Raw genomic sequence first — 26289 nt, forward strand, 5'->3', positions numbered from 1 at the left:
CTCGCCGAGCCCTGATCCTCGAAGGGTGCTGATGATCCTCCTGGCCGGTGTCGCCGCCGGCGCTCTCAATGCCGTCGGCGGCGGTGGGAGCTTCGTCGCACTCTCCGCACTGGTCGCGACCGGCATGCCCCCGGTCACCGCGAATGCGACCACGACCGTCGCTTTGCTCCCCGGGAACGCCACCAGCGCCTGGGTCTACCGGCGGGAGCTGGAGGCCTTCGCGCGACCGTCCACGCTCGGGCTGACGCTGGCCAGCGTGGCCGGTGGGGCGATCGGCGCGGGGTTGCTGCTGGTGTTGCCGTCGGAGTCGTTCGACGCGGCGGTGCCGTGGCTGCTCGCGTTCGCGACGATCGTGCTCGCGTTCGGACGGCGGCTGACCCGGGCGCTCCGGCTCGGCGCTCCGGGACCGGCCGCGATCCTGGCGGGCCAGTTCCTGCTGTCGATCTATGGCGGGTACTTCGGTGGCGCGGTCGGGCTGATGATGCTGGCGTTCTGGACCGCCACCACGACACTCGACCCGGCACGCGGAAACCCGCTGCGCGTCATCCAGGTAGCGGCCGTCTACCTCACGGCGACCGTCATCTTCCTCTTCGCCGCCGACGTTCTGGATCAGCCGATTCGCCTTGTGGCTCTGCTGATCGGGGCCGTCGTCGGTGGGTACGCCGGTGCGCATCTGGTCCGGCGACTGCCCGCATCGTTGCTCAAGGCCCTCGTTCTCACGACCGCGGTGGCGATGACCGTGGTGTTCTTCGTGCGGGCGGCCCGGTGAACCGGGCGCAGCTCGCGATGGCCTGTCAGGCGTGCGAGGTGGCCGACCTGGCCCGCTCGGCGGTCACTCTCACGAGTCCGGCCGAGGCTCGCGACCAGGCTGAACTCGTGGTGGCGGCAGCCCAACGGCTGTTGTCGGCCGCGTCCCGGTTGGCTGAGCCGGCGCCGTACCCTCCAGCCGACGCTCTCCAGCTGTTCGCGTACGAGCACCCGGAGGAAGCCGCCGCGGATGTCGCGGACTGGCTGCGCTCCTCAGGCTGAGCTACCTCGTCCCGGGTTCGCGCCCGAGCTGGTCTCCTCGCCTTTGCTGGTCTCCTCGCCTCTGCTGGTCTCGCTCGCGACCGAGGTAGAGGCCTGTCGCTGTCGACACGCTCGTGAGCAGCCACACCGCGACTCCGGCATCGTCGGCCACACCAATGATCGGCAACAACTCGGGAAGGATGTCGATCGGCGAGATCAGATACACCAACGCCAGCACCCACAAGGTCATCCGGCTCTTGGGCAAGTCCGGATACGCCCCCTGCCGCGCCGCCCGCAACAGCCGCGGCAACGCAGCCGCCCGCTCGAACACGTTCCCCACCGGCTCCGGTTCTCCCCGAGCCGCCCGACGCCGTCGTACCGCACGGCGCCGTACCACTCCCAGCCCGGCCACCACCGCGCCGACGATCACCAGACCGACCCCGAACCCGGCCGCGGGCACGCCGACCACATCGGCGTCCCGGAACACCAGCGTCCCGATCCCGATCAACCCGAGCAGCCCGCCAAACCACACCATCCACCCAGGCTAGAGGACGAGGGGGACCGCCAGGCCATCACAACCGTGGCAAGGCCGTGGCGCCACGCTTGGACGCTGCTGGTCGGCGCGATCGTGATGGCCTGGCGGTCCGGGTCTTCAGTCCACCAGGTCTTCGACGATCGTGGTCATGCGGTCGACGGGGATGGCGAAGCCGATGCCGATGTTGCCGGAGCGGCTGGCGCCGAGGGTGGCGATGGCGGTGTTGACGCCGACCACCTGGCCGGCGGCGTTCACGAGCGGGCCGCCGGAGTTGCCGGGGTTGATGGCGGCGTCGGTCTGGATGGCCGACTGGCGGTTGCCGTTGTCGCCGAAGCGTGCCTGCCGGTCGACCGCGCTGACGATGCCCGCCGTCACCGTTCCTTCCAGGCCGAGCGGTGAGCCGACGGCCAGCACCGGGTCGCCGACCCGTAGTTGTGCGGACCGGCCGAGCGTGAGCGCGCGCAGTCCCTCGGCATCCGCGGCCGAGACCTGAAGTACGGCGAGGTCGTTGTCCGCGTCGGAACCGATGACGTCGGCGTCGACCCGGCGGCCGTTCGACAGGACCAGGGATACATCGCTCGCTCCTTCCACCACATGCGCGTTGGTGACCACGTGCCCCTCCTGGTCGATCGCGAACCCAGACCCGGTCGCGCGGCCGGCACGCACCGACACCACACCAGGCAACACACTCGCCGCCGCGGCCGAGATCGACCCCTGCGCAGCCGCGGGCGGTGCCGCCGCCTGCGGCAGGTCGATTGCCGCCGGGTCGGGGTCCCGCGAGCCGGTCACGGCGCCGGCGAGCCCGCCCGCCACGATCGACATCGCGACGGTGGCAACCAGGATCCCGGCGCGGCGTCCGGACCTCGCGGTAGGAGGAGGGGCCGTCACCCCGGTCGGAGGTGCCGCCGCCGGAGAGGGGGGTGCCGACGCAGCGGCAACCGGGGTGACGGGGAAGGTGGGAGGTGCAGTGGGTTGGGGTGTCACAGAGGGTGGTGGGCCGGGGTAGTAGTGGGGGCCTCGGAAGGGATGGCCCAGGTGTGGGGGCATGGTGGCTCCTCAGGGGAGGCGCGAGAACCAGAGGAGGGACGCCAAGGCGGCCAGGAGGGCCGCGGCCAGGGCGATTCCCGCCACCAGGTTGGTGATCTCGCGTGGTTCGGTGGTCCAGCCGATCGACGACTGGAGGTCGGAGTACACGTCGCGCAACTCCTCGTCGCTCTCGGCCGCATAGAACGACCCGCTGGTCGCATCAGCGAGCCCCTGCAACGACTCCGTGTCGGCAGGAACCGGGATGTCGCGGCCTTCGAGGTTCACAGTGCCTTCAGGCGTCCCGTACGCGATCGTCGAGACCGGTACGCCGGCCTGTGCCGCAGCATCGGCCGCCTCGTCGATCGGCCGCCCAGCAGTGTTCCCACCATCGGACAGCAACACGATCCGGCTCGGCGGCGGATCATCCTGGTCGATCGTCCGAACCGCCTGCAGGCTGGTCAGCACGGCCTCCCCGATCGCCGTACTGTCGCTCAACTCCAGACCATTGATCGCATCAACCGTCGCCTGGTGGTTCGTGCTCGGCGTCGCCACCACAGTCGCGGTCCGCGCAAACGACACCAGCCCGACGTTGAACTTCTCCGGCAGGTCCTGGACGAACTGCACCGCCGCCTGCTTAGCCACCTCGAACCGGTTGGGCGCGACATCAGTGGCCGCCATCGAGTTGGACACGTCCATCGCGACCAGCACAGTGGCCCGCTCCCGCGGAACCCGTACGTCGGCCACCGGACGCGCGATCGCGATCGTCAGCACGGTCAACGCAGCCAGGAAGGCCGCAGCCGGTGCGTGCCGGCGCCAACCAGGCCGCACAGGCGCGACCTTCTCCAGCATCGGCAGTGTCGCGAACCGGACGGCGTACTTGCTGCGGCGGCGCTGGGCAATCAGGTAGGCGGCGATCAGGGCCGCCACCAGCACCAGCAGCCAGAGCCACAGCGGTTGCTCGAATCTCATCGGATACCGGTCCTCCCGGTCGGGTGCCGCCGGATACTCGACCGGCGGCGGGCGGTGGCGAAGGCGGCGACGTCACGGACCCAGTCGGTGTCGGTCCGCAGCACGAGGTGTGCGGCACCGGCGGCCCGGATCGCCTGGGTGGTCTGGGTACGGTGGGCGGTCATCGCATCCGCGTACCGCCGGCGGAGTTTGCGGCTGCCGGTCTGGACTTCCCGCCGCCGGCCGGTCTCGGGATCGACCAGGGTGAGCAGACCGACCTCGGGCAGTTCGAGCTCCCGCGGATCCAGTACCTCGACGGCGATCACCTCGTGCCGCGCCGACAGCCGGCGCAGCGGATCGGCCCAGCCGTCGTCGTGGAAGTCGGACACGACCACGCGCAGCCCAGGTCGAGGATGCTCGCGGTTCAGCCGGGTGATCGCGCGGCCGAGGTCGGTCCGCGGGAACTCCCCAGGAGTTGCTCTGGGCAACGACAGCAGCGACCGCAACGATCGACGGAGCTGGACCGAACCGGCCGCTGCGGGAAGCCGGCGTACTTCGTTGCCGACCGCAACACGGACGCCGAGCCGGTTGCCGGGACGGTCGGCCAGCAGCCCGACCGCCCCGACGATCGCGATGGCGAGATCCCGCTTCTCGCTGAGCGCCGTACCGAAGTCCATGCTGGCCGACGCGTCCAGCAGTGCCCAGGTCTCCAGCTCACGCTCGGCCAGCGGCGCGCGGACGTGCGGCTCCAGTGAACGCGCGGTGACGTTCCAGTCCATCCGGCGTACGTCGTCCTGACCGGCTTGGTACGGCCTGGCCTCGTTCGGCTCGCTGCCGGGACCGCTGCGCAGGCCGGTGATCTCGCCGTGCAGGAACCCTTCCAGCTTCCGCTTCACCGTCAGCTCGAGCGCCCGCAAAGCCCTCTCCCGCCCAGCCAGCAGATCAGGACCGGTGGTCATGCCGCCGACCCCTGCGCGTCATCGGCCGGCACCACGTGCGGCTGTTCGATGGTGTGCAGGATGCGCGACACGACCGCCCGCGGGTCGACTCCGTCGGCGAGCGCGTCGAAGGTGAGCACCAGCCGATGCGCCATCACGTCGAGCGCCACGTCGTACACGTCGGCCGGCAGGACGTAGTCCCGCCCACGCAACAAGGCCAATGCCCGGCCCGCCGCGACCAGACCGAGCGTGGCCCGAGGGCTCGCCCCGAACTCCAGTACGCCGCTCAGGTCGTGGATCCCGTACTGCTGGGGTGCCCGAGTCGCATGCACCAGGCGTACGACGTACTCCGCCACGGCATTGTGGACGAAGACGTCTTCCGTTGCCTCCTGCAACTGGGCGACCTGCTCCGGGCTGAGCACCGCGTTGGCGTGCGGCCGGTGCGCGCTCATCCGCTGCAGGATGGTGAGCTCCTCGAGCGGGCTCGGATAGTCCACTGTGATCTTCAGCAGGAACCGGTCCCGCTGCGCCTCGGGCAGTGCGTAGACACCGTCGGACTCGATCGGGTTCTGGGTCGCGAGGACAAGGAACGGTTCGGGCAGCCGGTAGCTGGTGCCGCCGATGCTGACCTGCTGCTCGGCCATCGCTTCCAGCAAGGCGGACTGCACCTTGGCCGGCGCGCGGTTGATCTCGTCGGCGAGCACCAGGTTGGCGAACACCGGGCCGAGCTCGGTGTCGAATGCCTCGGTCGACGGCCGCCAGATCCGCGTGCCCGTGATGTCGCCGGGCACCAGGTCCGGGGTGAACTGCAGCCGGGCGAACCGGCCGCCGATCACCTCCGCCAGCGTCCGTACGGCGAGCGTCTTCGCGACGCCCGGCACACCTTCCAGCAGGCAGTGCCCACGGGCCAGCAGCCCGACCAGCATCCGTTCGACCAGGTGGTCCTGCCCGACGACCACCTTCTTCACTTCGAACAGCGCGTGCTCGAGATTGGCCGCGGTCATGCGTTCCCGGCCGGGTTCTGCTCAGGCTGCGACGGCTGGGACGGCTGGTTCTGGCCCTGACCGCCGCCGTTCTTCTCCGGGCAGTCCTCCTGCGTCCCGTTCTGCTGCGGCGACGGGGTGGTGGCGCCGTCCTCGACGGTCACATACCCCTGCTGAGGTGCCGGGTCGTTGCCGGCCGCGTACGCGATCCCCCCGACGCCGAGTGCCGCCACGGCGACCGCCGTACCGAGGATGAGCCGTTTGGCAGGGATGTTCATGGAAACTCCTTCGCTCGATTGGCCTCCAGACCATCAAAGGAGTGCGAAAACGGCAGGAAAGCAGAGCGAAAGTCCGCCGAAAGAGCAGGCCGGAGGATGCGGGTCATCCGGCTACCTTGGTTGCGTGCGACTACTGGTGGTGGAGGACGAGGAAGGCCTGGTCAGCGCGCTGCGCTCCGGACTCGGCCGGGCCGGCTATGCCGTCGACACGGCGCTGACCGGTGCCGAGGCGACCGAGAAGCTCGCGACCACGGCATACGACCTGGCGATCCTGGACATCACGCTGCCGGACACCAGCGGCCTCGACCTGTGCCGCGCCGTACGCCGGGGTGACATCGAGGTGGCGTCCGGCCGCGAACTGCGAGTGCTGATGCTGACCGCGCGCGCCTCGCTGGCGGACCGGGTCCGCGGGCTGGACGAAGGCGCGGACGACTACCTGACCAAGCCGTTCGCACTGGTCGAGTTGCTCGCCCGGATCCGTGCGCTGCTGCGCCGCGACGTCACCAACGGCAGCACGCAGCTGCACGTCGGTGACCTGGTGCTGGACTCCTCCCGCCACCTCGCCACCCGGTCCGGCCGCGAACTCCCGCTGACGCTGAAGGAGTTCGGCGTACTGCGGTATCTGATGTCGCGGCCCGGGCATGTGGTGTCGGCCGAGGAACTGCTCGAGCACGTCTGGGACGAGAACGCGGACCCGTTCACCCAGAGCGTCCGGGTGACGGTCGGAACGCTGCGCCGCAAGCTCACCCAGGACGGCGAGGAGCCCGTGCTGGAAACGGTGATCGGCCGGGGCTACCGGCTTCGAGGTGACGCATGAAGATCCCCCGCCCGCTCTGGGCCCAGACGATCCGCTTCCGGCTGACGCTGACGTACTCCGCCGTACTGATCGCGCTCTCCGCATTGCTGCTCGGCGGCGTCTACCTGACCCTGTCGCAGCTCCTGGACCCCAAGCCGCTGGACCAGATCCAGGTCAACAAGGTCTACAAAGATGCCGAGGGCAACCTCAAGCTCAAGCAGGGCCAGGTGATCCAGGCCGCCGAGATCTCCAGCGTCGAGTCGGCGGTGAACTACCAGACCCTGCAGACGTTGCGGAACTACTCGGCCGCCGGCATGGGCGTGCTGTTCCTGGTCAGCCTCGGTACCGGCTGGTGGCTGTCCGGCCGGGCGCTGCGGCCGGTACGGCGGATCACCGCGACCGCGCAGGAGATCTCGGCAACCGACCTGTCCCGCCGGATCGCGCTGGGCGGACCGCACGACGAGCTGCGGAACCTGTCCGACACCGTCGACGACATGCTCGGCCGGCTGGAGTCGGCGTTCGTCGCGCAGCGGCAACTGGTCGACGACGCGTCGCACGAGCTGCGCAATCCGCTCGCGGTGATCCAGGCGAACGTGGACGCGGTTCTCGCGCACGACGACACCCCGCCGGAGGACCGGGCCCAGGCGACCGCGATCGTGAGCCGGGCGATCCAGCGGATGACGCGGCTGGTCGAGGATCTGCTCGCCTCGGCTCGCCGGTCCTCGCCGGCGTTCGTCGACGCGGACGTCGATCTCGCCGCGATCGCGGGCGAGGCGGCTGAGGAGTACGAACTGCTCGCGGCCGATCGCGAGCTTCACGTCGTACGCCGGTTGTCCCCCGGGCCGACCGCCGCCGGGGACGCGTCGGCGCTGCGGCGTGCGGTCGACAACCTGCTCTCGAACGCGGTCCGGCTGGCGCGCGGTGGAAGCGAACTCGTGCTCGCGGTGGGCAGCCGCAACGGCTGGGCCTGGATCGCGGTGCGCGACGAGGGTCCAGGGATCGCGGCGGACGATGCTGATCGCGTCTTCGACCGCTTCTTCCGCGGCGGCCAGCGGCAGCCGCCGGCGACCATCCCCTCGACCGGGCAACGCCGAGCCGGCCTTGGCCTGGCCATCGTCCGCCAGATCGCCGAGTCCCACGGCGGCACGGTTGCCCTCCACTCCGAGCTCGGCGTCGGCAGCACGTTCATCATCTGGCTCCCCGAACGCTCCCTGACCAACAGCACCCGCCGTACCCCCACTCCACCCGACGACGACCCTCTCGGTCCCCGCCCGGGCTCAGGCCAGTAGAGCCTGGTGCAGCGCGTCCGCGTGAGCGGTGAACCAGTGGTTGGTGCGCTGGGTGAGCGCGGCTTCGCCGGTGGTCCAGCGTTGGTGGAACCAGGGGTGACCGGTTTCGGCGCCTCGGCGGACGTAGTCCATACACCAGACGTGATTGTCGGCGGCCGCCTCGACCAGTCGCAGCCGGTCGGCCTCGGACAGGCCGTAGCTGTCGGCGAACCGGCGGAAACGGGCGAACGTGCGGCCGCGGCGGGCGTCGTGGATGTCGGCGGCCGGCCGCAGCGGCCCCCACAACCGGATCGCGGTAGCCACGTCCCACAGCGCCGAGCCAGGACCGGCGAGGTCGAAATCGATCAGCGCGACCGCGACCCCGTCCCGGAACACGATGTTGTCCAGGTTCGGGTCGTTGTGGCTGACGATGTCCTCGACGTACGCCGGGGGCACCGGCTCGGACCAGCTGAAGCCGTCAGGCCGGAAGCCTGCGACCGCCTGGTGATACTCACGCAGCAACGCGGCGACACTGTCCAGTGCGGCATCCGTCATCGACCAGGCCGGGTACGGCGGCGTCACCGTCTCACCGGGCAGGTACGACAACACCTCACGCCCCTGCCCGTCGATCCCGAGGATCGTCGGCGCACCCTCGAACCCGACGTCGTCCAGGTGCTGGAGCAGGGCATGGATCGCCTCGCTGTTTCCGCGCAGCGGGCGGCGTACGGTGTCGCTGACACGCACCACCAGTCCGCGGTTGGCGGTACCACCGAGCAGCGGGGTCTCGACCTCGACCATCAGGTCAGGTTGTCTCGTCCAGCAGGGCCCTCGCAAGTGGACTGTGTGTCACCAGGCCGTTCACCAGCCCGCTGCGGACCGCGGCGCGCACCGCGCCGACCTTGGCCAGCCCGTACGGGATCGCGATCACCTCGTCGATCGCGTCCATCTGCTCGGCGTTGATCGCGATCACCCGGTCGGTCACCCGGCTCTGCACCGCTTCGCCGTCCGCGTCGACGAACACCCCGGAGATGTCCGCGACCACGCCGCGCCGGAGCAACTGATCACACGCCTTCTCGTCCATCGCGTCGTACAGCGTGGACTGGTCGGCTGCCCAGGACCCGAGCCCGACCACGGCCTTGGTGACCGAGTCGAAGTGGCTGATCGCCTCCGCGACCTCCGGCTGCTGCCGCAAAGCCCGCGCGGTCGCGGCATCCGGCACGACCAGCGGTGCATAGAAGAGGTACGCCGCTCCGCCGGACAAACGAGCGGTGTGCCGCACCAGCTCCACCGAGTTCGCCTCGACATCCGGACGGGTCAGCGCACCGGTCAGCTGGACGACGGGCACGGGAGCGAGTGAGGTCAGCTGCTCGGTCATCGCGGTGACCGCCCGGGCCCACGCGAGCCCCAGCACGTCGTCCGCGGTAACGATCTCGGACAGCAGGTCCGCGGCAGCCTTCCCGAGCTGGAGCCGCAGCGCGGCCGGGTCCTCCTCAGGAGTGTCCACCACGATCGCGCGGCGCAGCCCGAGGGACTCCTGCAGGCGCGCGGACAGATCGAGGTCTATGGCGCCCGGATGGCTGATCTCGATCCGCACCAGCCCGCTGCTGCGCGCCTGGTCGAGCAGCCGCGCCACCTTGAAGCGGCTCAGCCGGAACTCGTCGGCGATCTCCACCTTGGACCGGCCGTCGACGTAGTACCGCCGCGCGATCGACGCCGTCAGCACGAGCTGTGCCGGACCGCCCGTGATGGGCTCCATAAGGCCTCCCCGCTCATATGAGCACTCCTGCGCACAGTGTCGCACAGACTCTTGACAGGTCAAGGATGTTCCCGGTTCACTCGTGGTGTGAGCGGACGCGTGCTCAAATGAGCGGATCGAAGGAGCGGCTCGTGCCCGGACGAAGGCTTATGACTGTCGGGGTCGCACTCCTGCTGGGTGCGGTCAGCGGCTGCGCCGGCTGGGGCGGCGGCGCCGGTGGCGGCGGGACCGACAGCATCAACGTGCTGATGGTGAACAACCCGCAGATGGTCGACCTGCAGCAACTCACCGCCGACAACTTCACCAAGGAAACCGGCATCAAGGTGAACTTCACCGTGCTGCCGGAGAACGACGTCCGGGACAAGATCAGCCAGGAGTTCTCCAGCCAGGCCGGTCAGTACGACGTGGCGTCGCTCAGCAACTTCGAGATCCCGATCTACGCCAAGAGCAAGTGGATCGCGCCGCTGTCGGACTACATCGCCAGCGACCCGTCCTTCGACCAGGACGACGTACTGAAGCCGATGACACTGTCGCTGTCGGCCGACGACGGCAAGGTGTACGGCGAACCGTTCTACGGGGAGTCGTCGTTCCTGATGTACCGCAAGGACGTGCTGGCCGCCAAGGGCGTCACGATGCCGGCCAAGCCGACCTGGCAGGAGGTCGCCGACATCGCGGCCAAGGTCGACAACGCCCAGCCGGGGATGCGCGGCATCTGCCTGCGCGGCCAGCCGGGCTGGGGCCAGATCTTCGCCCCGCTCACGACCGTGGTGAACACCTTCGGCGGCACCTGGTTCACCCAGGACTGGCAGGCGCAGGTGAACTCACCGGAGTTCACCGAGGCGACCAAGTTCTACGTCGACCTGGTCCGCGCGCACGGTGAACTCGGCGCACCGCAGGCCGGCTTCACCGAGTGCCTGAACAACCTGATCCAGGGCAACGTCGCGATGTGGTACGACGCGACCTCCGCGGCCGGCTCGCTGGAAGCGCCGAACTCGCCGGTGAAGGGCAAGATCGGCTACGTGCCGGCACCGGTCGTGAAGACCGACAGCTCCGGCTGGCTCTACGCGTGGTCGTGGAGCATCCAGGAAGCCAGCAAGAAGAAGGACAACGCCTGGAAGTTCATCTCCTGGGCCTCCGGCAAGGACTACGAGACGCTGGTCGGCGAGAACCTCGGCTGGTCCCGCGTCCCGGCCGGCAAGCGGGCCTCGACGTACGACAACCCGTTGTATCTGAAGGAGGCCGCGGCGTTCGCGACGCCGACCAAGGAAGCGATCGAGACCGCCGACCCGCGCAACCCGGGCACCCAGCCGCGGCCGGCGATCGGGATCCAGTTCGTCGACATCCCGGAGTTCCCGGACCTCGGCACGCAGGTCAGCCAGGACGTGAGCTCGGCGATCGCCGGGCGGATGAGTGTGGACGAAGCGCTGAAACGCGGGCAGGAGCTCGCCGACGACGTCGCGGAGCGGTATCGCTCCCGCGCTGCGAAGTGAGGGATGGCTGCCATGTCTGTGGATGCGAAGCCTGACACCAAGACCCAGCCCAGCCGGAAGGCTGCGCCGCCCGGGTCCGAGGGCACGATGATGCGCAGGGCCGGCGACTGGGCCCGGCGTGCACCGCTGATGCCGGCGCTGGTGTTCATGATCATCGTGACCCAGCTGCCGTTCGTGGTCACGATCATCGTCTCCTTCATGGACTGGAACGCCTACTACCCCGACGAGCGCGGGTTCGCCGGCATCGACAACTTCCGCCGGGTGCTCACCGACGCGAACACGCGGCACGCGATCTGGGTGACGGTCATGCTCACGGCCGGCGTCGTCCTGCTCAGCCTGGTCCTCGGGCTGCTGATCGCGCTGCTGCTGGACCGGAAGTTCCGCGGCCGGGGTGCGGTCCGTACGATGATGATCACGCCGTTCCTGGTCGTACCGGTCGCGGCCGCCCTGCTGTGGAAGCACGCGCTCTACAACCCGACGTACGGTCTGTTCAACGGCGTGCTGAAGTGGATCTTCGGTGACAACGCACCGCAGCCGGACTGGATCAGCAACCAGCCGCTGTGGTCGATCATCTTCGCGTTGGTCTGGCAATGGACACCGTTCATGATGCTGATCCTGCTGGCCGGTCTGCAGAGCCGCCCGCTCGACGTGATCGAGGCAGCCGGCATCGACGGCGCGAACCAGTGGGAGATCTTCCGGTACATGACGCTGCCGCACCTGCGGCAGTACCTGGAACTGTCCGCGCTGCTCGGCTCGATCTACGTCGTGCAGAACTTCGACGCCGTCTTCACCATCACGTCGGGCGGCCTCGGGACGGCGAACCTGCCGTACACGATCTACCAGACCTTCTACACCGCCCACGACTACGGCCGGGCCTCGGCCGCGGGCGTGATCGTGGTGATCGGCACGATCATCATCGCGACCCTCGCGCTGCGGTCGGTGTCCACGCTGTTCCGAGAGGAGACGGGTCGATGAAGGAGCGGAGCGAGTTCACAATCAAGCACAGCGTGGTTTGTGCCGCGTCGGCGCCCGGAGCGAAGCGAGGACGTCGATGAGTTCGCAGGTGACGATCGTGACCGGCCGGAAGAACCGGGGTGGTGGATTCGTCCTGGGCGGGGTGGCCTGGATCGTCGGCATCCTGTTCGTGCTGCCGGTGCTGTGGATGCTGCTGACGTCGTTCCACTCCGAGGAGGACGCGGCCAAGAACCCGCCGGACATCGGCGCGCCGCTGACGCTGGACGGCTACCGGGCGTTCTTCGACTCCGGGCCGTGGCCGTCGATCGCGAACTCGCTGACCGCGAGCATCCTGTCCACCGCACTGGTCCTCCTGCTCGCGTTCCCGGCGGCGTACGCGCTGTCGATCCGGCCGGTGAAGAAGTGGACCGACGTGCTGTTCTTCTTCCTGTCCACCAAGATGCTGCCGGTGGTGGCCGGCCTGCTGCCGATCTACCTGTTCGCGCAGTCGGTCAACTTCCTGGACAACATCTGGCTGCTGATCATCCTCTACACCTCGATGAACCTGCCGATCGCGGTCTGGATGCTGCGCAGCTTCCTGTCCGAGGTACCGGTGGAGATCCTCGAGGCGGCCTCGGTCGACGGTGCTTCGCTGAGCCGGACGCTGCGGTCGGTGGTCGCACCGGTGGTGACACCGGGGATCGCGTCGGCCGCGCTGATCTGCTTCATCTTCAGCTGGAACGAGTTGCTGTTCGCCCGAGTGCTGACCGGCACAGTGGCGCAGACGGCTCCGGTGTTCTTGACTGGGTTCGTGACCAGCCAAGGATTGTTCCTCGCCAAAGTCTGTGCCGCGTCCCTCGTGGTGTCGTTGCCGGTGCTGATCGCCGGGTTCGCCGCCCAGGACAAGCTCGTCCAGGGTCTGTCGCTGGGGGCGGTCAAGTGACGGCACTGACCCTCACCGCGTTGGATGCTCTGGGCAACGACGTCGCCACACCGGGCTACGACCGTACGGCGGTGCGGCCAGGCATCGTGCACTTCGGCGTCGGCGGCTTCCACCGGGCTCACCAGGCGATGTACCTGGACCGCCTGATGAACGACGGGAAGGCCCTCGACTGGGGCATCGTCGGCGTCGGCGTACTTCCCCAGGACCGGAGGATGTACGACGTCCTGTCCGCGCAGGACCACCTGTACACGTTGGTGATCAAGCACCCGGACGGGACGCTCGAGCCGCGGGTGATCGGGTCGGTCGTCGGCTACCTGTTCGCGCCGGACGACCCGTCCGCCGTACTGGACCGGCTCGTCGATCCGGCGACGCGGATCGTGTCGCTGACGATCACCGAGGGCGGCTACAACGTGAACCAGGTGACCGGCGAACTGGACACCTCCGACCCCGCGCTGGCCGCGGACCTGGAGCCGGGCGCGACGCCGGGGAGCGTGTTCGGGTTCATCGTCGAGGCGCTGGCGCGCCGGCGAGCGGCCGGCGTGCCGCCGTTCACGGTGATGTCGTGCGACAACATCCCGGGCAACGGTCATGTCGCCCGCAAGATGCTGGCAGCTTTCGCCCGGCTCAAGGATCCGTCGGTCGCGGAGTTCCTGGAGACCGAGGTGCGGTTCCCGAACTGCATGGTCGACCGGATCACGCCGGTGACCACGGATGCCGACCGGGCCGCGCTGGCCGAGAGGTTCGGGATCGAGGACGGCTGGCCGGTGGTGTGCGAGCCGTTCACGCAGTGGGTGCTCGAGGACGACTTCGGTGGCGACCGGCCGCCGTACGACGATGTCGGCGTACAGATCGTGGGTGACGTCGAGCCGTACGAGCTGATGAAGTTGCGGCTGCTGAACGCGAGTCACCAGGCGCTGTGCTACCTCGGCTACCTGGCCGGCTACCGGTACGCGCACGAGGTGTGCCAGGACAAGCTGTTCGTCGACTTCCTGCTCCGCTACATGGACGACGAGGGGACGCCGACGCTGCCGCCGGTGCCCGGGGTCGACCTGGACCGGTACAAGCACCAGTTGATCGAGCGGTTCGCGAACCCGGAGGTCCGCGACACCCTGGCCCGCTTGTGCGCGGAGAGCTCGGACCGGATCCCGAAGTGGCTGCTGCCGGTCGTCCGCGAACAACTCGCGGCCGGGCGGAGCATCACGCGGTCGGTGCTGGTGGTCGCGTCGTGGGCGCGGTACGCCGAGGGCGTCGACGAACATGGCGAACCCATCGAGGTGGTGGACCGGCTGCGCGACAAGCTGGTCGAGCGGGCACAGCACAACCGCGAGGACCCGCTGGTGTTCATCTCGGACCCGGATCTGTTCGGTGACCTGGCGTCGAACGACGTGTTCGTGACGCAGTACACCGCCGCCCTGAAGTCGCTGCACGAGATCGGCGCCCGCGCCACCCTCGAAGCCCTCTAGTCTGGACGTCATGACTGAGTCGAGGCTGGTTGCGGGTGTGGACTGCTCCACCCAGGCGACCAAGGTTGTCGTGTGCGATGCAGCGACCGGCGCCGTACTGCGGGAAGGCCGGGCACCGCACCCGGACGGGACCCGGGTTGATCCGGCCGAGTGGTGGAAGGCCTGGGAGATCGCGTCGGACGGGCTGCTCGACGGGGTGGAGGCGATCTCGGTCGGCGGCCAGCAACACGGCATGGTGCTGCTGGACGAGGCCGGCGAGGTCGTCCACCCGGCGGTGCTGTGGAACGACACCAGCTCCGCGGACGCGACCATCGAGCTCGTCGAGGAGCTCGGTGGGCCGGGTGCGTGGGCCGAAGCGGTCGGGTCGGTCCCGGTGCCTTCGTTCACCGTCACCAAGCTGCGGTGGGTGCGGGATGCCGACGCAACTGCTCCCGGCGACGCGGCACGGCGCGAGGCGCTGGCCCGTGCGGCCGCAGTAGTGCTGCCGCATGACTGGATGACGCATCGGCTGGCGGCCGATCGGCATGGCATCGACGGCATCACCACCGACCGCGGTGACGCCTCTGGCACCGGCTGGTGGTCGCCCGCGACGAACAGCTACCGGCCGGACCTGGTCGAGCTCGCCTTCGGCCGCTCGCTGAAGCTCCCGCGGGTGGCCGGTCCGGCGGAGATCGTGGGCCACACCGCGTCCGGCGCCGTAGTGGCCGCCGGCACGGGCGACAACGCAGGAGCCGCGCTCGGCCTCGACCTCCAGCCCGGTGACGTCGCGGTGTCCCTCGGCACCAGCGGTACGGCGTTCGCCCGCTCGACCCACCCGACCGCCGACCCGACCGCTCTGGTGGCCGGCTTCGCGGACGCCACCGGCGAGTACCTGCCGCTCGTATGCACGCTGAACGCCGCACGCGTCCTGTCCGCGACCGCCGAACTGCTCAGTCTGGACCTGGACGCCTTCAATGAGGCCGCGCTGACGTCGTCCGGCAGTAACGGCCTCGTCCTGCTGCCGTTCCTGGACGGCGAGCGTACGCCGGACCTTCCGCACTCGACCGGGCTGATCTACGGCCTCACGCGCGCCACCGCCCAGCCCGCGACCATGGCCCGCGCCGCGGTCGAAGGCCTGCTGTGTGGCCTGGCCGACGCTGTCGACGCCCTCCGCGCTCAGGGCCTCCCGGTCCACCGCGTGCTCCTGCTCGGCGGGGCCGCCCGGTCCCGTGCGGTCCAGGCACTGGCGCCTACGCTCCTGGGCGCCGAGGTGATCCTCCCGGAGCCGGCCGAGTACGTCGCCTTGGGCGCTGCCCGGCAAGCGGCCTGGGCACTGTCCGGCGCCGATGCCCCGCCGACCTGGCAGGTCCCGGTCGGCAAGCCCGAGCCGTCGGTGATGTCCGACGCCGACGCGGCGCAGGTCCGCGCCCTCTACGGCCAGGTCCTGACCAACACCGTCCCGCTGCTGTCCACGCCGTACAACCGGTAGCTCCCCGCCCCGGAGGCTGACCGGGGTGTGGCGGAGAATGTGGCGGTGAGTTCGCGTGTGGTGTTGCTGGCCGGGCCTTCCGGAGCAGGGAAGTCGCGGCTGGCCGAACTGGTCGGGCTGCCGGTGGTCCGGCTCGACGACTTCTACCGCGACGGCGACGACGAGGCGATGCCGCGCTCCCCGCTGGGGATCGTGGACTGGGACGACCCCCGCTCGTGGGACGGCGACCGCGCGGTCGCAGCCCTCGAGCAGTTGTGTACGACGGGCTCGGCGGAACTGCCGATCTACGACATCGCCGCGGACGGCACGGTCGGTCACCGGCCGGTCAGCACGCAGGGTTCGCCGCTGATCATTGCCGAAGGCATCTTCGCCGACCAGATCACCGGCCGGCTGCGCGATCGCGGCCTACTGGCCGCTGCCATCTGCCTGCGGCACCACCGGCTCGTCACCTTCGCCCGGCGGTTCCAGCGCGATCTGCGCGAACACCGCAAGCCGCCGTTCACCCTGCTCCGCCGCGGTCTGCTGCTGCTCCGCGACGATCCCCAGGTGGTCCGCCGCTGCATCGACGCCGGCTGCGAACCCCTGCACCCGAAGGCCGCCCGGCGCCGGATCGAGACGTTGCTCACCGAGTCGCGATCCCTCTGATTTGCAAGGCGTTCGCCGTCCGTTCACCTGGCTCTGATGACATCTGGCCCGGAGACCTTCTGAAGCTCTCGGGGGCGAGAAGCCGGACGGAGAAACACCGTGACGCGGACTGCGCCAGGCGTTGCCGCTGTAGTGACCGCACTCCTGCTGGGGGTGACCGGCTGCGGGAACAACGCCGGAGCCACGGTCGGCACCGTGCAGACCCCGGCGGCGAAGTCCTCGGGTGCCGCGGTGCAGAAGGCGCCGAAGAGCGCTCTGGCCGGGCTGGTCGTCCTACCCCGCGGATATGTCGCCGATCCGCGCAGTGCTGCCGGGCCGTTCACCGCGACAACGTTCCTGTCCAACTGGTCCGCCGTACCCGCTGTCGATCGTGCGCTGCTGCTCAACGCCGGCTTCGCCGACGGCTACCGCGCGTCCCGGGTCAGCGCGGACAAGAAGAAGCAGTTCACCGTGCAACTGTTCAAGGCGGCCTCAGCAGCCAAGGCGGAGACCTTGCAGCAGGGCTTCTGGGACCAGGACACCCACGAGCACTCGTTCGGTGTCCCGGGCGCGCTGAGCGACGCCAAGGTCCAGTACGACGGCGGCACCGGGCAGTCCGAGGCGATCGCGGAGGTGAGCTTCGTGGTGAACACCCTGGTCGTCCAGCTCAGCGTCCGCCAGGCCAGTGCCCTGGGCACCGATCCCGAGCCCGACACCGCCCTGCTCAAGGCCATCGCCAGACAACAACGAGCCCGCCTCGCCACCAGCAACAGCTGACCGCCGGCCCGGATCGGGCCGGCGTACTCGTCAGCCGGCGTGGCGGGAGCGCGGAGCCGTTGCGGGCAGGATGTCCTCGATGAGGGCCTCGGTCTCCGGGCTGAGGACCAGGCCGTACCGCTGGATGCGGTCGCCGAGGGCCTCGACGATCCGCTCGGCCGCCGCCGTACCGCCGTACCGGAATTCGGCGGTCAGGAGGTCGCGCCACAGCAGGTCGGAGCTGTCGGCGAGGCGCAGACCGGCCTGTACGGCGCTCACGGCACCCGCCGGGTCGTCCGCGTTCATCGCCAGCTCCCACAGCCGGTGCGAGGCGTCGACGACGACGTCCGGCACCAGCCGCTCGAGATGCACCCGGGCGATCCACGAGTAGCCGCCGCGGGGACGGTCGCTGAGGAAAGCGCCACGCACCAGATGCAGGCCGCGACGCAGCAGCTCGCGCTCGTCCCGGACAGTCTGGGCGGTCCGGCTGCGTCGGGCCAGCTCGGTGAGGCAGTCCCAGTCGACAGCGACCTCCGGACCCAGCGCGAGCCGGCCCGAGGCGTCCTGGCGCAGGTGGTGACCGCCGACGGTGTCGGTACCCAGCCACTGGCGCACCCGCTCCACGGCACCGTCCCGAACCTCGGGCGTGACCCCACGCGGCCAGACCGAGGCGCCGAGCACGCTCGGGTGCACGCCGCCGGGGTGCAGGGCCAGGAACGCCACGATCTCGGTGGCGAGCGGGACCCGCTCCGCCTCCAGCCGGTTGGGCGCCCGGACGTCCAGCGGTCCGAGGACGCCGATCCGCACGGTCGCGGTTGACCAGCTCGAGTCGTCGCCGGTCCGGCCGCTGCCGGGAAGCCGGACCCGGCTCGACCCGGTCGGCGTCGGGGTCGGAGTCCGCGCGGCACCCAGCAGCTCGGTGAGGGAGTCGACGGTCGGCTCGGACAGCCGGCTGGCCGACAGCGTCAGGCCGAGCGCGGGGATGCGCAACGTGCCCGACTCGTCCACCCGCAGCTGCCACCGCGCGCCCGGCACAGCACCGGCGACCATCAGGCCGAACCCGGCCCGCGTCCGCGCCGCCAGCGCGCCCAGCCGGTTCGCGGTGTCCTCGCGGGGCGGTGCACCGAGTACGACGTACTGCGGGGCAGCGTCGGCCGAGCGGTTGACCCGGCCGGCCAGCACCTCGGTCTCCACCGTGCCTCGCTCGAGGTCCGGGATGACCGCTTCGATGTCGTCGACCACCCGCAGGCGCTCGCCGAGCACGTCCTCGATCGCCTCCGGCAGACCGGAGGTCGTCACGCGCAGCATGTCGGTCCACGGGTTGGTCGCCAGCTGGACCGCGACCGACGTCGCGACCTCACGGGCCACCACCGGGTCACCTTCCAGGCTCAGCGCACCGCTGGCCGCCTCGAGGTCGACCAGGACGTCGCGGTCGTATTCGTCCCGGCCCAGGCAGACCAGGGCGGGGAACGGCGCGGGGCCGGAGCGGTCGGTCGGGATGTCGGTCCCGGAGATCCGCCAGCGCCGGCCGTTGTCGATGTCCTGCCACGGCGCGGGCGGGTTGCCCTGAGCCGGAGCCAGCAGCAGCTCCACGCCGTCGTCGTCGACCAGCGCACCGAACAGTGGCGGCAACGGCTGACCGGCCGCCTCGCACTGCCGCACCAGCGCCCGCATCACGCGGTCGAGTGCGTCGGAGCGCTCGGGGTCGGCACCGACCCGCAGCGCCACCTCGGCTGTGGTGGCCGTTGCCTCCGGATCACGTCCGCGCCGCCGGTACCGCTCGATCAGCAGCAGGCCGAGCAGTCCGGCGCCGACCAGTCCGCCGCCGAGCAGGTCGGCGGGCAGCCGCCAGCGCGCGTCCTCCTGCGCGTCGCCGGCGTGGACCGCGTGGTGGTCCCCGGCAGTCGTCGTACCGGCTTCCTCGCCTTGCTGAATCGTCGGAGTCTGCGCCCCCTGCTGGACCGTCGAACCGGACTCCGTCGTGGTGGTGTTGCCGGGCTGCTCGGTGTGCGTCGTCACCGTGGCCGGCGGCGTCGCGGTCTCCAGCGGCACCCGGCTGACGCCGACGGCGTCCTCGGGCATGATCAGGTCCCACCCCGGCATGATCAGCCGGGCCAGGTGCAGGTTACTGCCGTCGGGCTGGACCCGCTCCTTGTTGAGCTCGTAGATCTCCTTGTACCGGCGGCCGTCACCGAGGTGCTTCTCGGCGATGTCCCAGAGGCTGTCGTGGTGGTGCCCGACCGGTGCCTTGACCGTGTAGACCTTCTTGCCGGCCAGCGGATTGTTCTGGTTCGTCGCCGTCGTCGTGGTCGGAGCTCCACCGAAGCGGTTGTGGTCGACCTGCGCGTTCTCCTCCGGCGCGGGCTGCTGCTGCGTCGTCGCGCTGATGGTGACCTGAGACTTGTTCTCCGTCGGCCCACTGGAACCGTGCCCGGTCGCCGCCGCGGCCTGGCCGGCCGCGATACCGGTCAGCAGCAGTGCGCTGACGAGGATGCGTGCGAGTCGCTGGCTGCCGCCGCCGAGCGGGACTGCCACCGGGACACCACGGCCACGGACGGCACTGGCCATCTCGGCGATCACGCACACGACGAAGTGCAACCAGGCGATCCACACGACGGCGCGCAGCACCGTCAGCAGTGCGTCCACACCGATCGGTGCGGTCAGGTCCTCGCGGCTCGGCCAGCCCGACGGCAACGGCGGCGGGCCGGTCAGGACCCACAGGGCCAGCGGTACGCCGATCACGAGAAGCAGGAGTGCGAGCGCGGCGAGCGCGGTCTGGCCCGCCGAACGCGGTTCCGGCGGCCGCTGCTGGTGGAAGCGCGACGGGTCCGGTGGGCTCGCGACGAATCGGCCGGCCTTCTGCTGAGTCATGGGTGTCTCCTAGCCGATTCCGGTCTCGGGCTCGGCGACAGCGGTGCCGTGCACATCGAACTTGTTGATACCGACCAGACCGAGGATCGCGGTGTCGACGGTGGTGTCGGCGGATACGGTCACCTGGTTCCCGTTCACGGTGACCCGGATGTTGGTGTAGCCGCGCCCGGCGAGGAAGTTGGTGGCCACCGCGCGCGCCTGGCCGGAGTCGACCACCAGCTCGCCGCGGTCGCGCAGTGCGGGCACGTCGATCGCGTTGGCGCCGGCGCGGGCGGCCTGTTCGGCGTCGTCGGTCAGCCGGCTGCGCTGGTTCAGGGCCAGGCCGCCGTCGACGACCAGCCCGGCGCCGACCAGCAGGACGGCGGCGAAGCCGAGCATGAAGACGGTGGCGGATCCACGCTCACCACGCGCCCGCCCGCGGGCGGCGGCGTGGCGGAGCCGCCGGAGCAGCCTGTTCATCCGGTCCTCCGGTACAGATCGATCGGGGCCGAGCTCTCGATCGTGACCGACTTCGACCCGGGCAGCCCGATCAGGCCCAGGCCGTCGTACGAGACCTGGCAGGTGATGCTGACCGTGATGGTCCCGCCGGACACGAAGTTCCCGCTCAGGGTGGCGTTCTGGCACTGGCCGACGTCCTGCAGCTGGGCGTCGGCGGTGTCGACGGCGGTCGCCCGGGCGGCCGCCTCCGTCCGCTCCAGGCTGGCGGCGCGGACCGCGTCCCGGCTGGCCGCCTCGATGTCGCCGCGGACCGCGACGTACCGGCCGCCGGCCACGACGAGCATCATGAAGGCCATCATCACCGGCGCGAGCAGCACGATCTCCACCGCCATCGAACCGCGGTCGGTCCGGCGACGGCGGCGACGACCGGAGACACGGCTCAGGTCAGTTGTCCGCACGGAACTCCTCCAGTGGGCCTTGCACGACCTGGGTGACGGTCGGTGGATCGAGGAACGGCGTGATCTTCTGCGCGTGCCCGGTGACCTCGACCCGCACCTGATCGGTGCCGACCGGTGTCACGGTCACCTGCACGTCCTCCAGGATTCCCTGGCCGATGTGGTCGGTGTAGGCGCGGCCGGCGGCCTCCGCCTTGCCCCGGTCGAGCGAGGTCCGGGCCACCCGGGCCGCCTCCCGCGCCGCGGCCGAGGCCGCCTGGTTGCCCAGGTAGATCAGCGAGAACTGGATGGTCAGGAAGATCGCCAGCATCAGGATCGGCGCGTACAGAACGAGCTCGACGCTGCTCGCGCCGCGCTCGTCCCGCCGTGTACGGGTGCACCTGCCCCGGATCGCCCGGGCCCACCGCCGAACCGTCATCGCCGTCGGTCAGCCCAGGTCCAGGCTGTCGGCCTTTTTGGTCAGCTTGTCCAGGATGATCTTGCCGACCGCCAGCGCGACACCGATGAGCAGCGCCGAGATCAGCACCCACTCGAGCGCCGACGCACCACCCTCGAGCCGGCGGGCACGCTGGATGCGCGCGGCGATCAGCACCCGCATGAACATGACGGTCGGGTTGTTGGGGTTGAACATCATCATTTTCCCTCCTCGGGACCGGTGGGACGGTTCACAGTCCGACCACCCGGGCAACAGCTGGATACGTCAGGAAGAGCAGGAAGCCGACACACAGCAACATCTGGGCCATCAACATGGACTGGGACCGTGCCTGGGCACGGCCTTCGGTGTCGGCCAGTTCGCGCCGGCGCATCGACACCGCACGGGCGACCAGCGAGTCCCGCACCTTGGCGCCGTCCTCGGCGACCAGGGCGAGGGCGGCCGACAGGTCACGCAGTTCGTCGATCGCGAGTTCGTCACCGAGCTCGCCGAGCGCCGCCCACGGGGTGACGCCCTGCAGCCTGGCGGTCTCCAACGTGTCCCGGATCCGGACGAACGCCCAGCCGTCGCTGATCCCGGACGCCGACGACAACGCCTCCGGCACACCGCGGCCACCGGCCAGGTTCATCGCGACCAGGTCCAGGAAGGCGCTGACCACATGGCGGAAGTCACGGCGCCGGTCCGCGGCCTTGGTCCGCAGCTGCAGCGTCGGCAGGATGGCACCGACCACCGCACCGACGATCCCGAGCCAGATCGGCACGAAGCCCGGCAGCCCGGCGCCGACGATGCTCAGCGGAACCAGCATCACCGTCGGCGCGACGAAACCCACCACGGCGCCGACCAGGCTGGTGGCCAAATGCGTCTCCAGCGACCGGCCGGCGATGCCCAGGTCGGCCGAGAGCGACACCGGCACCCGGATGCCCCGCGCCTCGAGCGCGCGGCGCATGCCAGAGCCCAGCCGCCGCATCCGCAGCGACTCCTCCTGGTGCCGCCGATCGGCTGTGAGGCTGACCTCGTTGCGATAGCGGCGCATGTCCGCGTCGAGCTGCAACAGGCCGGCCGCACCGCTGGGCGCGGAGTTGCTGACCAGGCGGATCAGGACCAGCACCCCGAGTCCGGCCAGAGCGCCGCCGAGCATGACGAGCGTCATCCGCGACCACCTCCGTCCGGCACCCGGTCCCGCGCGTGCAGGAAGCGTTGTGGGGTCTCGAAGCTGGCCAGCCGGCGCAGCCACAGGAAGCCGACCGCGAACAGCCCGAGGATCATCATCAGCACGAGCTGACCCAGTGCGGTCGAGTACGGCTCGACGTACTTGCGGTTGAACAGGGACAGGCCGAGCACGAACGCCACGGTCACGACCATGACGATCTGGACGCTGCGCCGAGTACTACGGCGGCCGGCGTTGACCCGCTGCCGCATCTCGACAGCCGCACGGGCCGATTCCGACAACGAGCTCAGTACGTCGCGCAGGCCCGGGCCACGCAGACGCGCGTTCAGAATCAGCGCGGCGACGATGAGGTCGACACTGGAGTCGTTCATCTCGTCGGCGAACCTTTGCAACGCCTGCGGGAGTGGCACACGCACCCTGAGACGATCCGCGAGCGCGGTCAGTTCCGTCTGGATCGCGGGAGATGCCGCGTACGCCGTGGCCGGGATCGCCTGCTCGAGGCCGACCGCGCCGGCCACGGTGTCACGCAGGGACTCCGTCCAGGCCGCGAGCCCCTCCAGCCGGGCGATCGCCTTCGATTCCGCCGCCGCGCCACCGAACAGGGCCGGCCAGGCGAAGGCCAGTGCGCCGGTCGCCGCGGCCGCGACGGGCCATTGGGTCAGCAACAGCACCAGCAGCGCCGCACCGACCGCGACCGGGAGCCGTGTGCCCGCGGTCCGCAGATGGGTGACGATCGACGACGGCCCCCGCATCACCTCGGGTCCGGCCTGCGGGATCAGCGCCCAGACGAGCATCAGGATCGCGCCGCCGACAACCGCGCCCAGCAGCACGATCAGCATCAGGTCCAATGACGGGACGGTCACGAGGCCCACCCGGCCGGAGCGCTCGCTTGGTACCCGGCCGCCTGGAGCTCGGCCAGGCAGCTGATCGGCGCGGCCGGCTGGACCAGGCCGTCAGGCCCGGCCTGGAAGATCTCGCTGGACAGCACCCGGCCGTCCACACCGTTGACCTCGCGGACCGAGGTGATGATCCGGCGCAGTCCGCCACCGGAGGAGAAGTCGTTGCGTCGTTCAACGAACACGACGAAGTCGATCGCGCCCGCGATCAGCATCATGGTGGCGTCGGCCGGCAGCCGCTCGGCCGACTGGATCGCGTAGGTGCAGATGCGGTTGAACACCTCGAGCGACGAGTTCGCGTGGATGGTCGACAGTGAGCCGTCGTTGCCCTGGCTCATCGCGTTCAGCATGGTGACGATCTCGTCGCCGAGCACCTCACCGACGATCACCCGGCTGGGGTTCATCCGCAGCGACCTGCGGACCAGCTCGGCCATCACGATGGCGCCCTGGCCCTCGCTGTTCGGCAGCCGCTCCTCGGTCGCCAGCACGTTCGGGTGCAGGTCCTCGAACTCGCCGAGGCCCAGCTCCAGCGAACGCTCGACCGTGATGAGGCGCTCGTCCGGCGGGATCTCGTTGGCCAGCGCCCGCAGCAGCGTCGTCTTCCCGGCGTTCGTGGCGCCCGCGATCATGATGTTCTTGCGGGCCGCGACGGCCGCGGACAGGAACGACGCCAGGTCCGGCGTCATCGTGCCGTACTCGATCAGCATCTCCAGCGACACCCGGCTCAGCCGGGCGCGACGGATCGAGACCGACGGGCGGGGGCAGACACCCATCAGCGCCGACAGCCGGCTGCCGTCGGGCAGCCGCAGGTCGAGCTGCGGGTTGGCCGAGTCGAACGGCCGGCTGGCAAGGCCGGAGTACGCCGCCAGCGTCTGGATCAGCTCGACCAGCTCGTCGTCGGACTCGGCGACCGGGTCGCCCAGCTCCTCGCGGCCGTCGGCGAACCCGATGAAGACCCGGTCACAGCCGTTGATGTCGATGTTCTCCACCATCGGGTCGTCGAGCAGCGGCTGCAGCCGGCCGACGCCGAACAGTGCGGCATGGATGCCGTCGGCAAGGTCGTGCTCCTCGGCCGCTCCCGGTGGGGTCCGGCCGGCGGCGATCTCGGCCCGGGCGTGCGTCTCCATCACCCGGCCGACGACCGCCCGGGCGAACTGGCGCTCGTCCTCCGCGGACATCTGTGGCAGGCCGTTGGCGGCGTCCTCCCGGCGCTGCCTGGCCAGGACCTCGGCGACCTCTTCACGGAGGCGGCGTACCAGCGACTGGTCCATCAGGCGACACCCCATTCCGCGTTCTGTGGCGTCGGCGCCGGGCGGCCGAGCCGGTGCAGCCGCTCGGCCACCTCGGCAGCCGACCGCACGAGCAGCGACTTGCGGGCCCGGTGGCCGTCGCCCAGCCGGATGGCCTCGGCGGCCTTCTCGTCCTCGGCGATGATGCCCAGCACGGAGACCGGCAACCGCGAGCGCTCCAGGATCGACTGCACGTCACCGGTCACCCGGCCGTCCCGGTACGACGCGACCAGCGCGACGCCCACCGGGACCGCCTCGTACTGGCCGAACTGGAGTACGTCGGCGAAGCTGTGCAGCCGCTCCCGCAGATGCGCGAGCCCCTCGACCGTCGGACGGGCCACCATCAGTACGGCGTCCGCGTTCTGCAGCACCGGCACGGTCGCGGAGCCTGGCATCAATCGGCCGCAGTCCGCGATCACGTCGCGACCCTCGGGGTCCGAGCGCAGCAGGCGGGCCAGGTGCAGCCACGCCGGGCCGAGGCCTTGCACCTGGCTCGGCGACGTCACACCGGTCAGCACCTGCAGGCCGCCGGAGACGCGCTGGACATGGTCGGTCAGCAGCGCCTCGCCGCTACCCCGGCGGACGCCGGCGCCCAGCGACAGCAGTCCCCGATCCGGGTCGAGCGGCGCGCCGGCCTCGTCCCGATACCGCAGGGCGACATCGCCTCCGGCCGGGTCGAGGTCCGCCAGCACCGGCTCCACCGGCCAAGCGCCGGCCAGGACCACGGACGTCGTGGTAACCCCCGGCGAACCCTTCGCCGAGGCGATGACGTACAAGCCCATCTACTTGTCTCCCAGTGACGAGCCGCTCTTCAGCAGCGCGACCGCGATCCGGTTGTTGCCTGAGGCATCGGTAATGGCTTTGACGTCGGCCCGGTCGACCAGCATCGTCGCGGTCTGCGCGTCGGCGGTGTCCTTGCCCAGGCCACTGCCCTCGTCGGCGGATTGCGGCGAGTCCAGGACGACGGCATCGCCCAGCTCGGCCGGCGGGGTGTTGCCCTGGCCGATCCTGATCAGCTGGACCTCGTCGCCGGGCAGCAGTCCGGTGGCCGGCACCCGGCCGTCGAGCAGGACGACGCCGACCGCGGCCTTGTCGTCCGCGATCGGGGAGGACTTGGTGGTCTGCAGGCCGTCGAGCAACTGGCCCTTGACCAGGTTGACCTTGGCGTACCTGCCGAGGATCTTGTCGACGTCGTCGGCCGGGATCAGGTTCAGGTTGTCACCGGACACCCGGGTCTGGGCCAGGTCCTCCTTGGTGATCTTCGACCCGACGCTGACGTCGCGCGCCACCTGCACCACCGCGACCCGCTCGTCCATCCGGACCGCGAGCACACCGGCGATCAGCGCGCCGCCGACGATCAGCAGAGCCGCGAGCGCGGCGAGGGTCGGCCGGCGCCGTTTCGACGCGGTCGGCAGTCTTCCGCCCGGAGTACGGTTCGAGGCTCGGTTGGCACGCTGGCGCTGCCGGTCGACCATCTCGGTGCCGGTGGTGGACATCTGCCCTAC

At 70.3% G+C, this 26289-nt stretch carries 29 protein-coding genes; 11 read left to right on the plus strand and 18 right to left on the minus strand.

Annotation, left to right across the window (positions count from 1 at the left end; genetic code table 11):
• Positions 1-31: 31 nt before the first annotated feature.
• On the plus strand, positions 32-769 hold the full coding sequence (locus OG817_RS30275) for a sulfite exporter TauE/SafE family protein (RefSeq protein ID WP_396392041.1): 738 nt from the start codon (positions 32-34) through the stop codon (positions 767-769).
• Complete coding sequence (locus OG817_RS30280) at positions 766-1029, plus strand: hypothetical protein (RefSeq protein WP_396391833.1); 264 nt, start codon at positions 766-768, stop codon at positions 1027-1029. The genes OG817_RS30275 and OG817_RS30280 overlap by 4 nt, the downstream gene beginning before the upstream one ends.
• Position 1030: 1 nt before the next feature.
• On the opposite strand, the gene OG817_RS30285 is transcribed toward OG817_RS30280, so the two are convergent.
• The 6 genes from OG817_RS30285 to OG817_RS30310 form a co-directional block, all read right to left on the minus strand.
• Positions 1031-1543 carry a YkvA family protein gene (locus OG817_RS30285; RefSeq protein WP_406047980.1) on the minus strand — a complete coding sequence of 171 codons (513 nt, stop codon included), beginning with the start codon at positions 1541-1543 and terminating at the stop codon, positions 1031-1033.
• 117 nt (positions 1544-1660) lie between these two features.
• A complete protein-coding gene (locus OG817_RS30290; RefSeq protein ID WP_393393139.1) occupies positions 1661-2365 on the minus strand; it encodes a S1C family serine protease in 705 nt (234 codons plus the stop codon).
• Positions 2366-2599: 234 nt separating this feature from the next.
• Entirely contained in the window at positions 2600-3538 is a 939-nt protein-coding gene (locus OG817_RS30295; RefSeq protein WP_406047982.1) for a VWA domain-containing protein, read from the minus strand.
• Entirely contained in the window at positions 3535-4476 is a 942-nt protein-coding gene (locus OG817_RS30300; RefSeq protein ID WP_406047983.1) for a DUF58 domain-containing protein, read from the minus strand. Before OG817_RS30300 ends, OG817_RS30295 begins: the two co-directional genes overlap by 4 nt.
• The gene (locus OG817_RS30305) at positions 4473-5459 is read right to left on the minus strand and encodes an AAA family ATPase (RefSeq protein ID WP_406047985.1); all 987 of its coding nucleotides are present in this window, start codon (positions 5457-5459) and stop codon (positions 4473-4475) included. Before OG817_RS30305 ends, OG817_RS30300 begins: the two co-directional genes overlap by 4 nt.
• Complete coding sequence (locus OG817_RS30310; RefSeq protein ID WP_406047987.1) at positions 5456-5716, minus strand: hypothetical protein; 261 nt, start codon at positions 5714-5716, stop codon at positions 5456-5458. Before OG817_RS30310 ends, OG817_RS30305 begins: the two co-directional genes overlap by 4 nt.
• Positions 5717-5840: 124 nt before the next feature.
• On the opposite strand from OG817_RS30310, the gene OG817_RS30315 reads away from it, so the two are divergent.
• Together OG817_RS30315 and OG817_RS30320 are read left to right on the plus strand one after the other, a co-directional pair.
• A complete protein-coding gene (locus OG817_RS30315) occupies positions 5841-6533 on the plus strand; it encodes a response regulator transcription factor (RefSeq protein WP_360438700.1) in 693 nt (230 codons plus the stop codon).
• The gene (locus OG817_RS30320; protein WP_406047989.1) at positions 6530-7801 is read left to right on the plus strand and encodes a sensor histidine kinase; all 1272 of its coding nucleotides are present in this window, start codon (positions 6530-6532) and stop codon (positions 7799-7801) included. The genes OG817_RS30315 and OG817_RS30320 overlap by 4 nt, the downstream gene beginning before the upstream one ends.
• On the opposite strand, the gene OG817_RS30325 is transcribed toward OG817_RS30320, so the two are convergent.
• Both OG817_RS30325 and OG817_RS30330 read right to left on the minus strand, forming a co-directional pair.
• Positions 7790-8578 carry a phosphotransferase enzyme family protein gene (locus OG817_RS30325; protein ID WP_406047991.1) on the minus strand — a complete coding sequence of 263 codons (789 nt, stop codon included), beginning with the start codon at positions 8576-8578 and terminating at the stop codon, positions 7790-7792. The two genes, OG817_RS30320 and OG817_RS30325, sit on opposite strands and share 12 nt — an antisense overlap.
• 4 nt (positions 8579-8582) lie before the next feature.
• Positions 8583-9536, minus strand: a complete 954-nt coding sequence (locus OG817_RS30330) for a sugar-binding transcriptional regulator (protein ID WP_406047992.1) — start codon at positions 9534-9536, stop codon at positions 8583-8585.
• A 149-nt stretch (positions 9537-9685) separates the two neighbouring features.
• On the opposite strand from OG817_RS30330, the gene OG817_RS30335 reads away from it, so the two are divergent.
• The 7 genes from OG817_RS30335 to OG817_RS30365 all read left to right on the plus strand — a co-directional run bounded on the left by OG817_RS30335 (position 9686) and on the right by OG817_RS30365 (position 17255).
• Positions 9686-11026, plus strand: coding sequence for an ABC transporter substrate-binding protein (locus OG817_RS30335; RefSeq protein WP_406047994.1), 1341 nt, complete (start codon positions 9686-9688; stop codon positions 11024-11026).
• 12 nt (positions 11027-11038) lie between these two features.
• The gene (locus tag OG817_RS30340; protein WP_396391819.1) at positions 11039-12001 is read left to right on the plus strand and encodes a carbohydrate ABC transporter permease; all 963 of its coding nucleotides are present in this window, start codon (positions 11039-11041) and stop codon (positions 11999-12001) included.
• Between the two features lie 76 nt (positions 12002-12077).
• Positions 12078-12923, plus strand: a complete 846-nt coding sequence (locus tag OG817_RS30345) for a carbohydrate ABC transporter permease (protein ID WP_396391818.1) — start codon at positions 12078-12080, stop codon at positions 12921-12923.
• A complete protein-coding gene (locus OG817_RS30350; protein ID WP_406047997.1) occupies positions 12920-14386 on the plus strand; it encodes a mannitol dehydrogenase family protein in 1467 nt (488 codons plus the stop codon). Before OG817_RS30345 ends, OG817_RS30350 begins: the two co-directional genes overlap by 4 nt.
• 10 nt (positions 14387-14396) lie before the next feature.
• Positions 14397-15854 (plus strand): FGGY family carbohydrate kinase, encoded by a 1458-nt coding sequence (locus tag OG817_RS30355; protein WP_406047999.1) that lies wholly within the window; start codon positions 14397-14399, stop codon positions 15852-15854.
• A gap of 45 nt (positions 15855-15899) precedes the next feature.
• Positions 15900-16499 (plus strand): uridine kinase, encoded by a 600-nt coding sequence (locus tag OG817_RS30360; RefSeq protein WP_406048000.1) that lies wholly within the window; start codon positions 15900-15902, stop codon positions 16497-16499.
• A gap of 99 nt (positions 16500-16598) precedes the next feature.
• Positions 16599-17255, plus strand: coding sequence for a hypothetical protein (locus tag OG817_RS30365; protein ID WP_406048001.1), 657 nt, complete (start codon positions 16599-16601; stop codon positions 17253-17255).
• A gap of 30 nt (positions 17256-17285) precedes the next feature.
• Here OG817_RS30365 and OG817_RS30370 read toward each other — a convergent pair whose 3' ends face one another.
• The 10 genes from OG817_RS30370 to OG817_RS30415 are packed head-to-tail and all read right to left on the minus strand — an operon-like array spanning position 17286 to position 26280.
• Positions 17286-20105 (minus strand): BTAD domain-containing putative transcriptional regulator, encoded by a 2820-nt coding sequence (locus OG817_RS30370; protein ID WP_406048002.1) that lies wholly within the window; start codon positions 20103-20105, stop codon positions 17286-17288.
• 9 nt (positions 20106-20114) lie between these two features.
• Positions 20115-20564, minus strand: coding sequence for a pilus assembly protein TadG-related protein (locus tag OG817_RS30375; protein ID WP_360438739.1), 450 nt, complete (start codon positions 20562-20564; stop codon positions 20115-20117).
• Entirely contained in the window at positions 20561-21001 is a 441-nt protein-coding gene (locus OG817_RS30380) for a TadE family protein (RefSeq protein ID WP_360438742.1), read from the minus strand. The genes OG817_RS30375 and OG817_RS30380 overlap by 4 nt, the downstream gene beginning before the upstream one ends.
• Entirely contained in the window at positions 20988-21416 is a 429-nt protein-coding gene (locus tag OG817_RS30385) for a TadE/TadG family type IV pilus assembly protein (RefSeq protein ID WP_396391811.1), read from the minus strand. Before OG817_RS30385 ends, OG817_RS30380 begins: the two co-directional genes overlap by 14 nt.
• 9 nt (positions 21417-21425) lie before the next feature.
• Entirely contained in the window at positions 21426-21635 is a 210-nt protein-coding gene (locus OG817_RS30390) for a hypothetical protein (protein ID WP_360438748.1), read from the minus strand.
• Between the two features lie 28 nt (positions 21636-21663).
• A complete protein-coding gene (locus tag OG817_RS30395) occupies positions 21664-22581 on the minus strand; it encodes a type II secretion system F family protein (protein WP_406048004.1) in 918 nt (305 codons plus the stop codon).
• Entirely contained in the window at positions 22578-23462 is an 885-nt protein-coding gene (locus OG817_RS30400; RefSeq protein ID WP_360438754.1) for a type II secretion system F family protein, read from the minus strand. Before OG817_RS30400 ends, OG817_RS30395 begins: the two co-directional genes overlap by 4 nt.
• Complete coding sequence (locus OG817_RS30405; protein ID WP_360438757.1) at positions 23459-24766, minus strand: ATPase, T2SS/T4P/T4SS family; 1308 nt, start codon at positions 24764-24766, stop codon at positions 23459-23461. The genes OG817_RS30400 and OG817_RS30405 overlap by 4 nt, the downstream gene beginning before the upstream one ends.
• Positions 24766-25566, minus strand: a complete 801-nt coding sequence (locus OG817_RS30410) for a hypothetical protein (protein WP_360438760.1) — start codon at positions 25564-25566, stop codon at positions 24766-24768. Before OG817_RS30410 ends, OG817_RS30405 begins: the two co-directional genes overlap by 1 nt.
• On the minus strand, positions 25567-26280 hold the full coding sequence (locus tag OG817_RS30415; RefSeq protein ID WP_396391809.1) for an SAF domain-containing protein: 714 nt from the start codon (positions 26278-26280) through the stop codon (positions 25567-25569).
• Positions 26281-26289 lie beyond the last annotated feature (9 nt).

The organism is Kribbella sp. NBC_00889 (assembly GCF_045207705.1).
Classification (GTDB): domain Bacteria; phylum Actinomycetota; class Actinomycetes; order Propionibacteriales; family Kribbellaceae; genus Kribbella.

What these genes read in the sequence shown, in the direction of transcription:
- OG817_RS30285 (WP_406047980.1), bottom strand. Translation starts at nt 1,543, where the DNA reads ATGGTGTGGTTTGGCGGGCTGCTCGGGTTGATCGGGATCGGGACGCTG.
- OG817_RS30370 (WP_406048002.1), bottom strand. Translation starts at nt 20,105, where the DNA reads ATGACTCAGCAGAAGGCCGGCCGATTCGTCGCGAGCCCACCGGACCCG.
- OG817_RS30405 (WP_360438757.1), bottom strand. Translation starts at nt 24,766, where the DNA reads ATGGACCAGTCGCTGGTACGCCGCCTCCGTGAAGAGGTCGCCGAGGTC.
- OG817_RS30295 (WP_406047982.1), bottom strand. Translation starts at nt 3,538, where the DNA reads ATGAGATTCGAGCAACCGCTGTGGCTCTGGCTGCTGGTGCTGGTGGCG.
- OG817_RS30300 (WP_406047983.1), bottom strand. Translation starts at nt 4,476, where the DNA reads ATGACCACCGGTCCTGATCTGCTGGCTGGGCGGGAGAGGGCTTTGCGG.
- OG817_RS30395 (WP_406048004.1), bottom strand. Translation starts at nt 22,581, where the DNA reads ATGACGCTCGTCATGCTCGGCGGCGCTCTGGCCGGACTCGGGGTGCTG.
- OG817_RS30390 (WP_360438748.1), bottom strand. Translation starts at nt 21,635, where the DNA reads ATGATGATGTTCAACCCCAACAACCCGACCGTCATGTTCATGCGGGTG.
- OG817_RS30275 (WP_396392041.1), top strand. Translation starts at nt 32, where the DNA reads ATGATCCTCCTGGCCGGTGTCGCCGCCGGCGCTCTCAATGCCGTCGGC.
- OG817_RS30305 (WP_406047985.1), bottom strand. Translation starts at nt 5,459, where the DNA reads ATGACCGCGGCCAATCTCGAGCACGCGCTGTTCGAAGTGAAGAAGGTG.
- OG817_RS30330 (WP_406047992.1), bottom strand. Translation starts at nt 9,536, where the DNA reads ATGGAGCCCATCACGGGCGGTCCGGCACAGCTCGTGCTGACGGCGTCG.
- OG817_RS30320 (WP_406047989.1), top strand. Translation starts at nt 6,530, where the DNA reads ATGAAGATCCCCCGCCCGCTCTGGGCCCAGACGATCCGCTTCCGGCTG.
- OG817_RS30410 (WP_360438760.1), bottom strand. Translation starts at nt 25,566, where the DNA reads ATGGGCTTGTACGTCATCGCCTCGGCGAAGGGTTCGCCGGGGGTTACC.
- OG817_RS30345 (WP_396391818.1), top strand. Translation starts at nt 12,078, where the DNA reads ATGAGTTCGCAGGTGACGATCGTGACCGGCCGGAAGAACCGGGGTGGT.
- OG817_RS30355 (WP_406047999.1), top strand. Translation starts at nt 14,397, where the DNA reads ATGACTGAGTCGAGGCTGGTTGCGGGTGTGGACTGCTCCACCCAGGCG.
- OG817_RS30290 (WP_393393139.1), bottom strand. Translation starts at nt 2,365, where the DNA reads ATGTCGATCGTGGCGGGCGGGCTCGCCGGCGCCGTGACCGGCTCGCGG.
- OG817_RS30325 (WP_406047991.1), bottom strand. Translation starts at nt 8,578, where the DNA reads ATGGTCGAGGTCGAGACCCCGCTGCTCGGTGGTACCGCCAACCGCGGA.
- OG817_RS30310 (WP_406047987.1), bottom strand. Translation starts at nt 5,716, where the DNA reads ATGAACATCCCTGCCAAACGGCTCATCCTCGGTACGGCGGTCGCCGTG.
- OG817_RS30415 (WP_396391809.1), bottom strand. Translation starts at nt 26,280, where the DNA reads ATGTCCACCACCGGCACCGAGATGGTCGACCGGCAGCGCCAGCGTGCC.
- OG817_RS30375 (WP_360438739.1), bottom strand. Translation starts at nt 20,564, where the DNA reads ATGAACAGGCTGCTCCGGCGGCTCCGCCACGCCGCCGCCCGCGGGCGG.
- OG817_RS30340 (WP_396391819.1), top strand. Translation starts at nt 11,039, where the DNA reads ATGTCTGTGGATGCGAAGCCTGACACCAAGACCCAGCCCAGCCGGAAG.
- OG817_RS30385 (WP_396391811.1), bottom strand. Translation starts at nt 21,416, where the DNA reads ATGACGGTTCGGCGGTGGGCCCGGGCGATCCGGGGCAGGTGCACCCGT.
- OG817_RS30335 (WP_406047994.1), top strand. Translation starts at nt 9,686, where the DNA reads ATGACTGTCGGGGTCGCACTCCTGCTGGGTGCGGTCAGCGGCTGCGCC.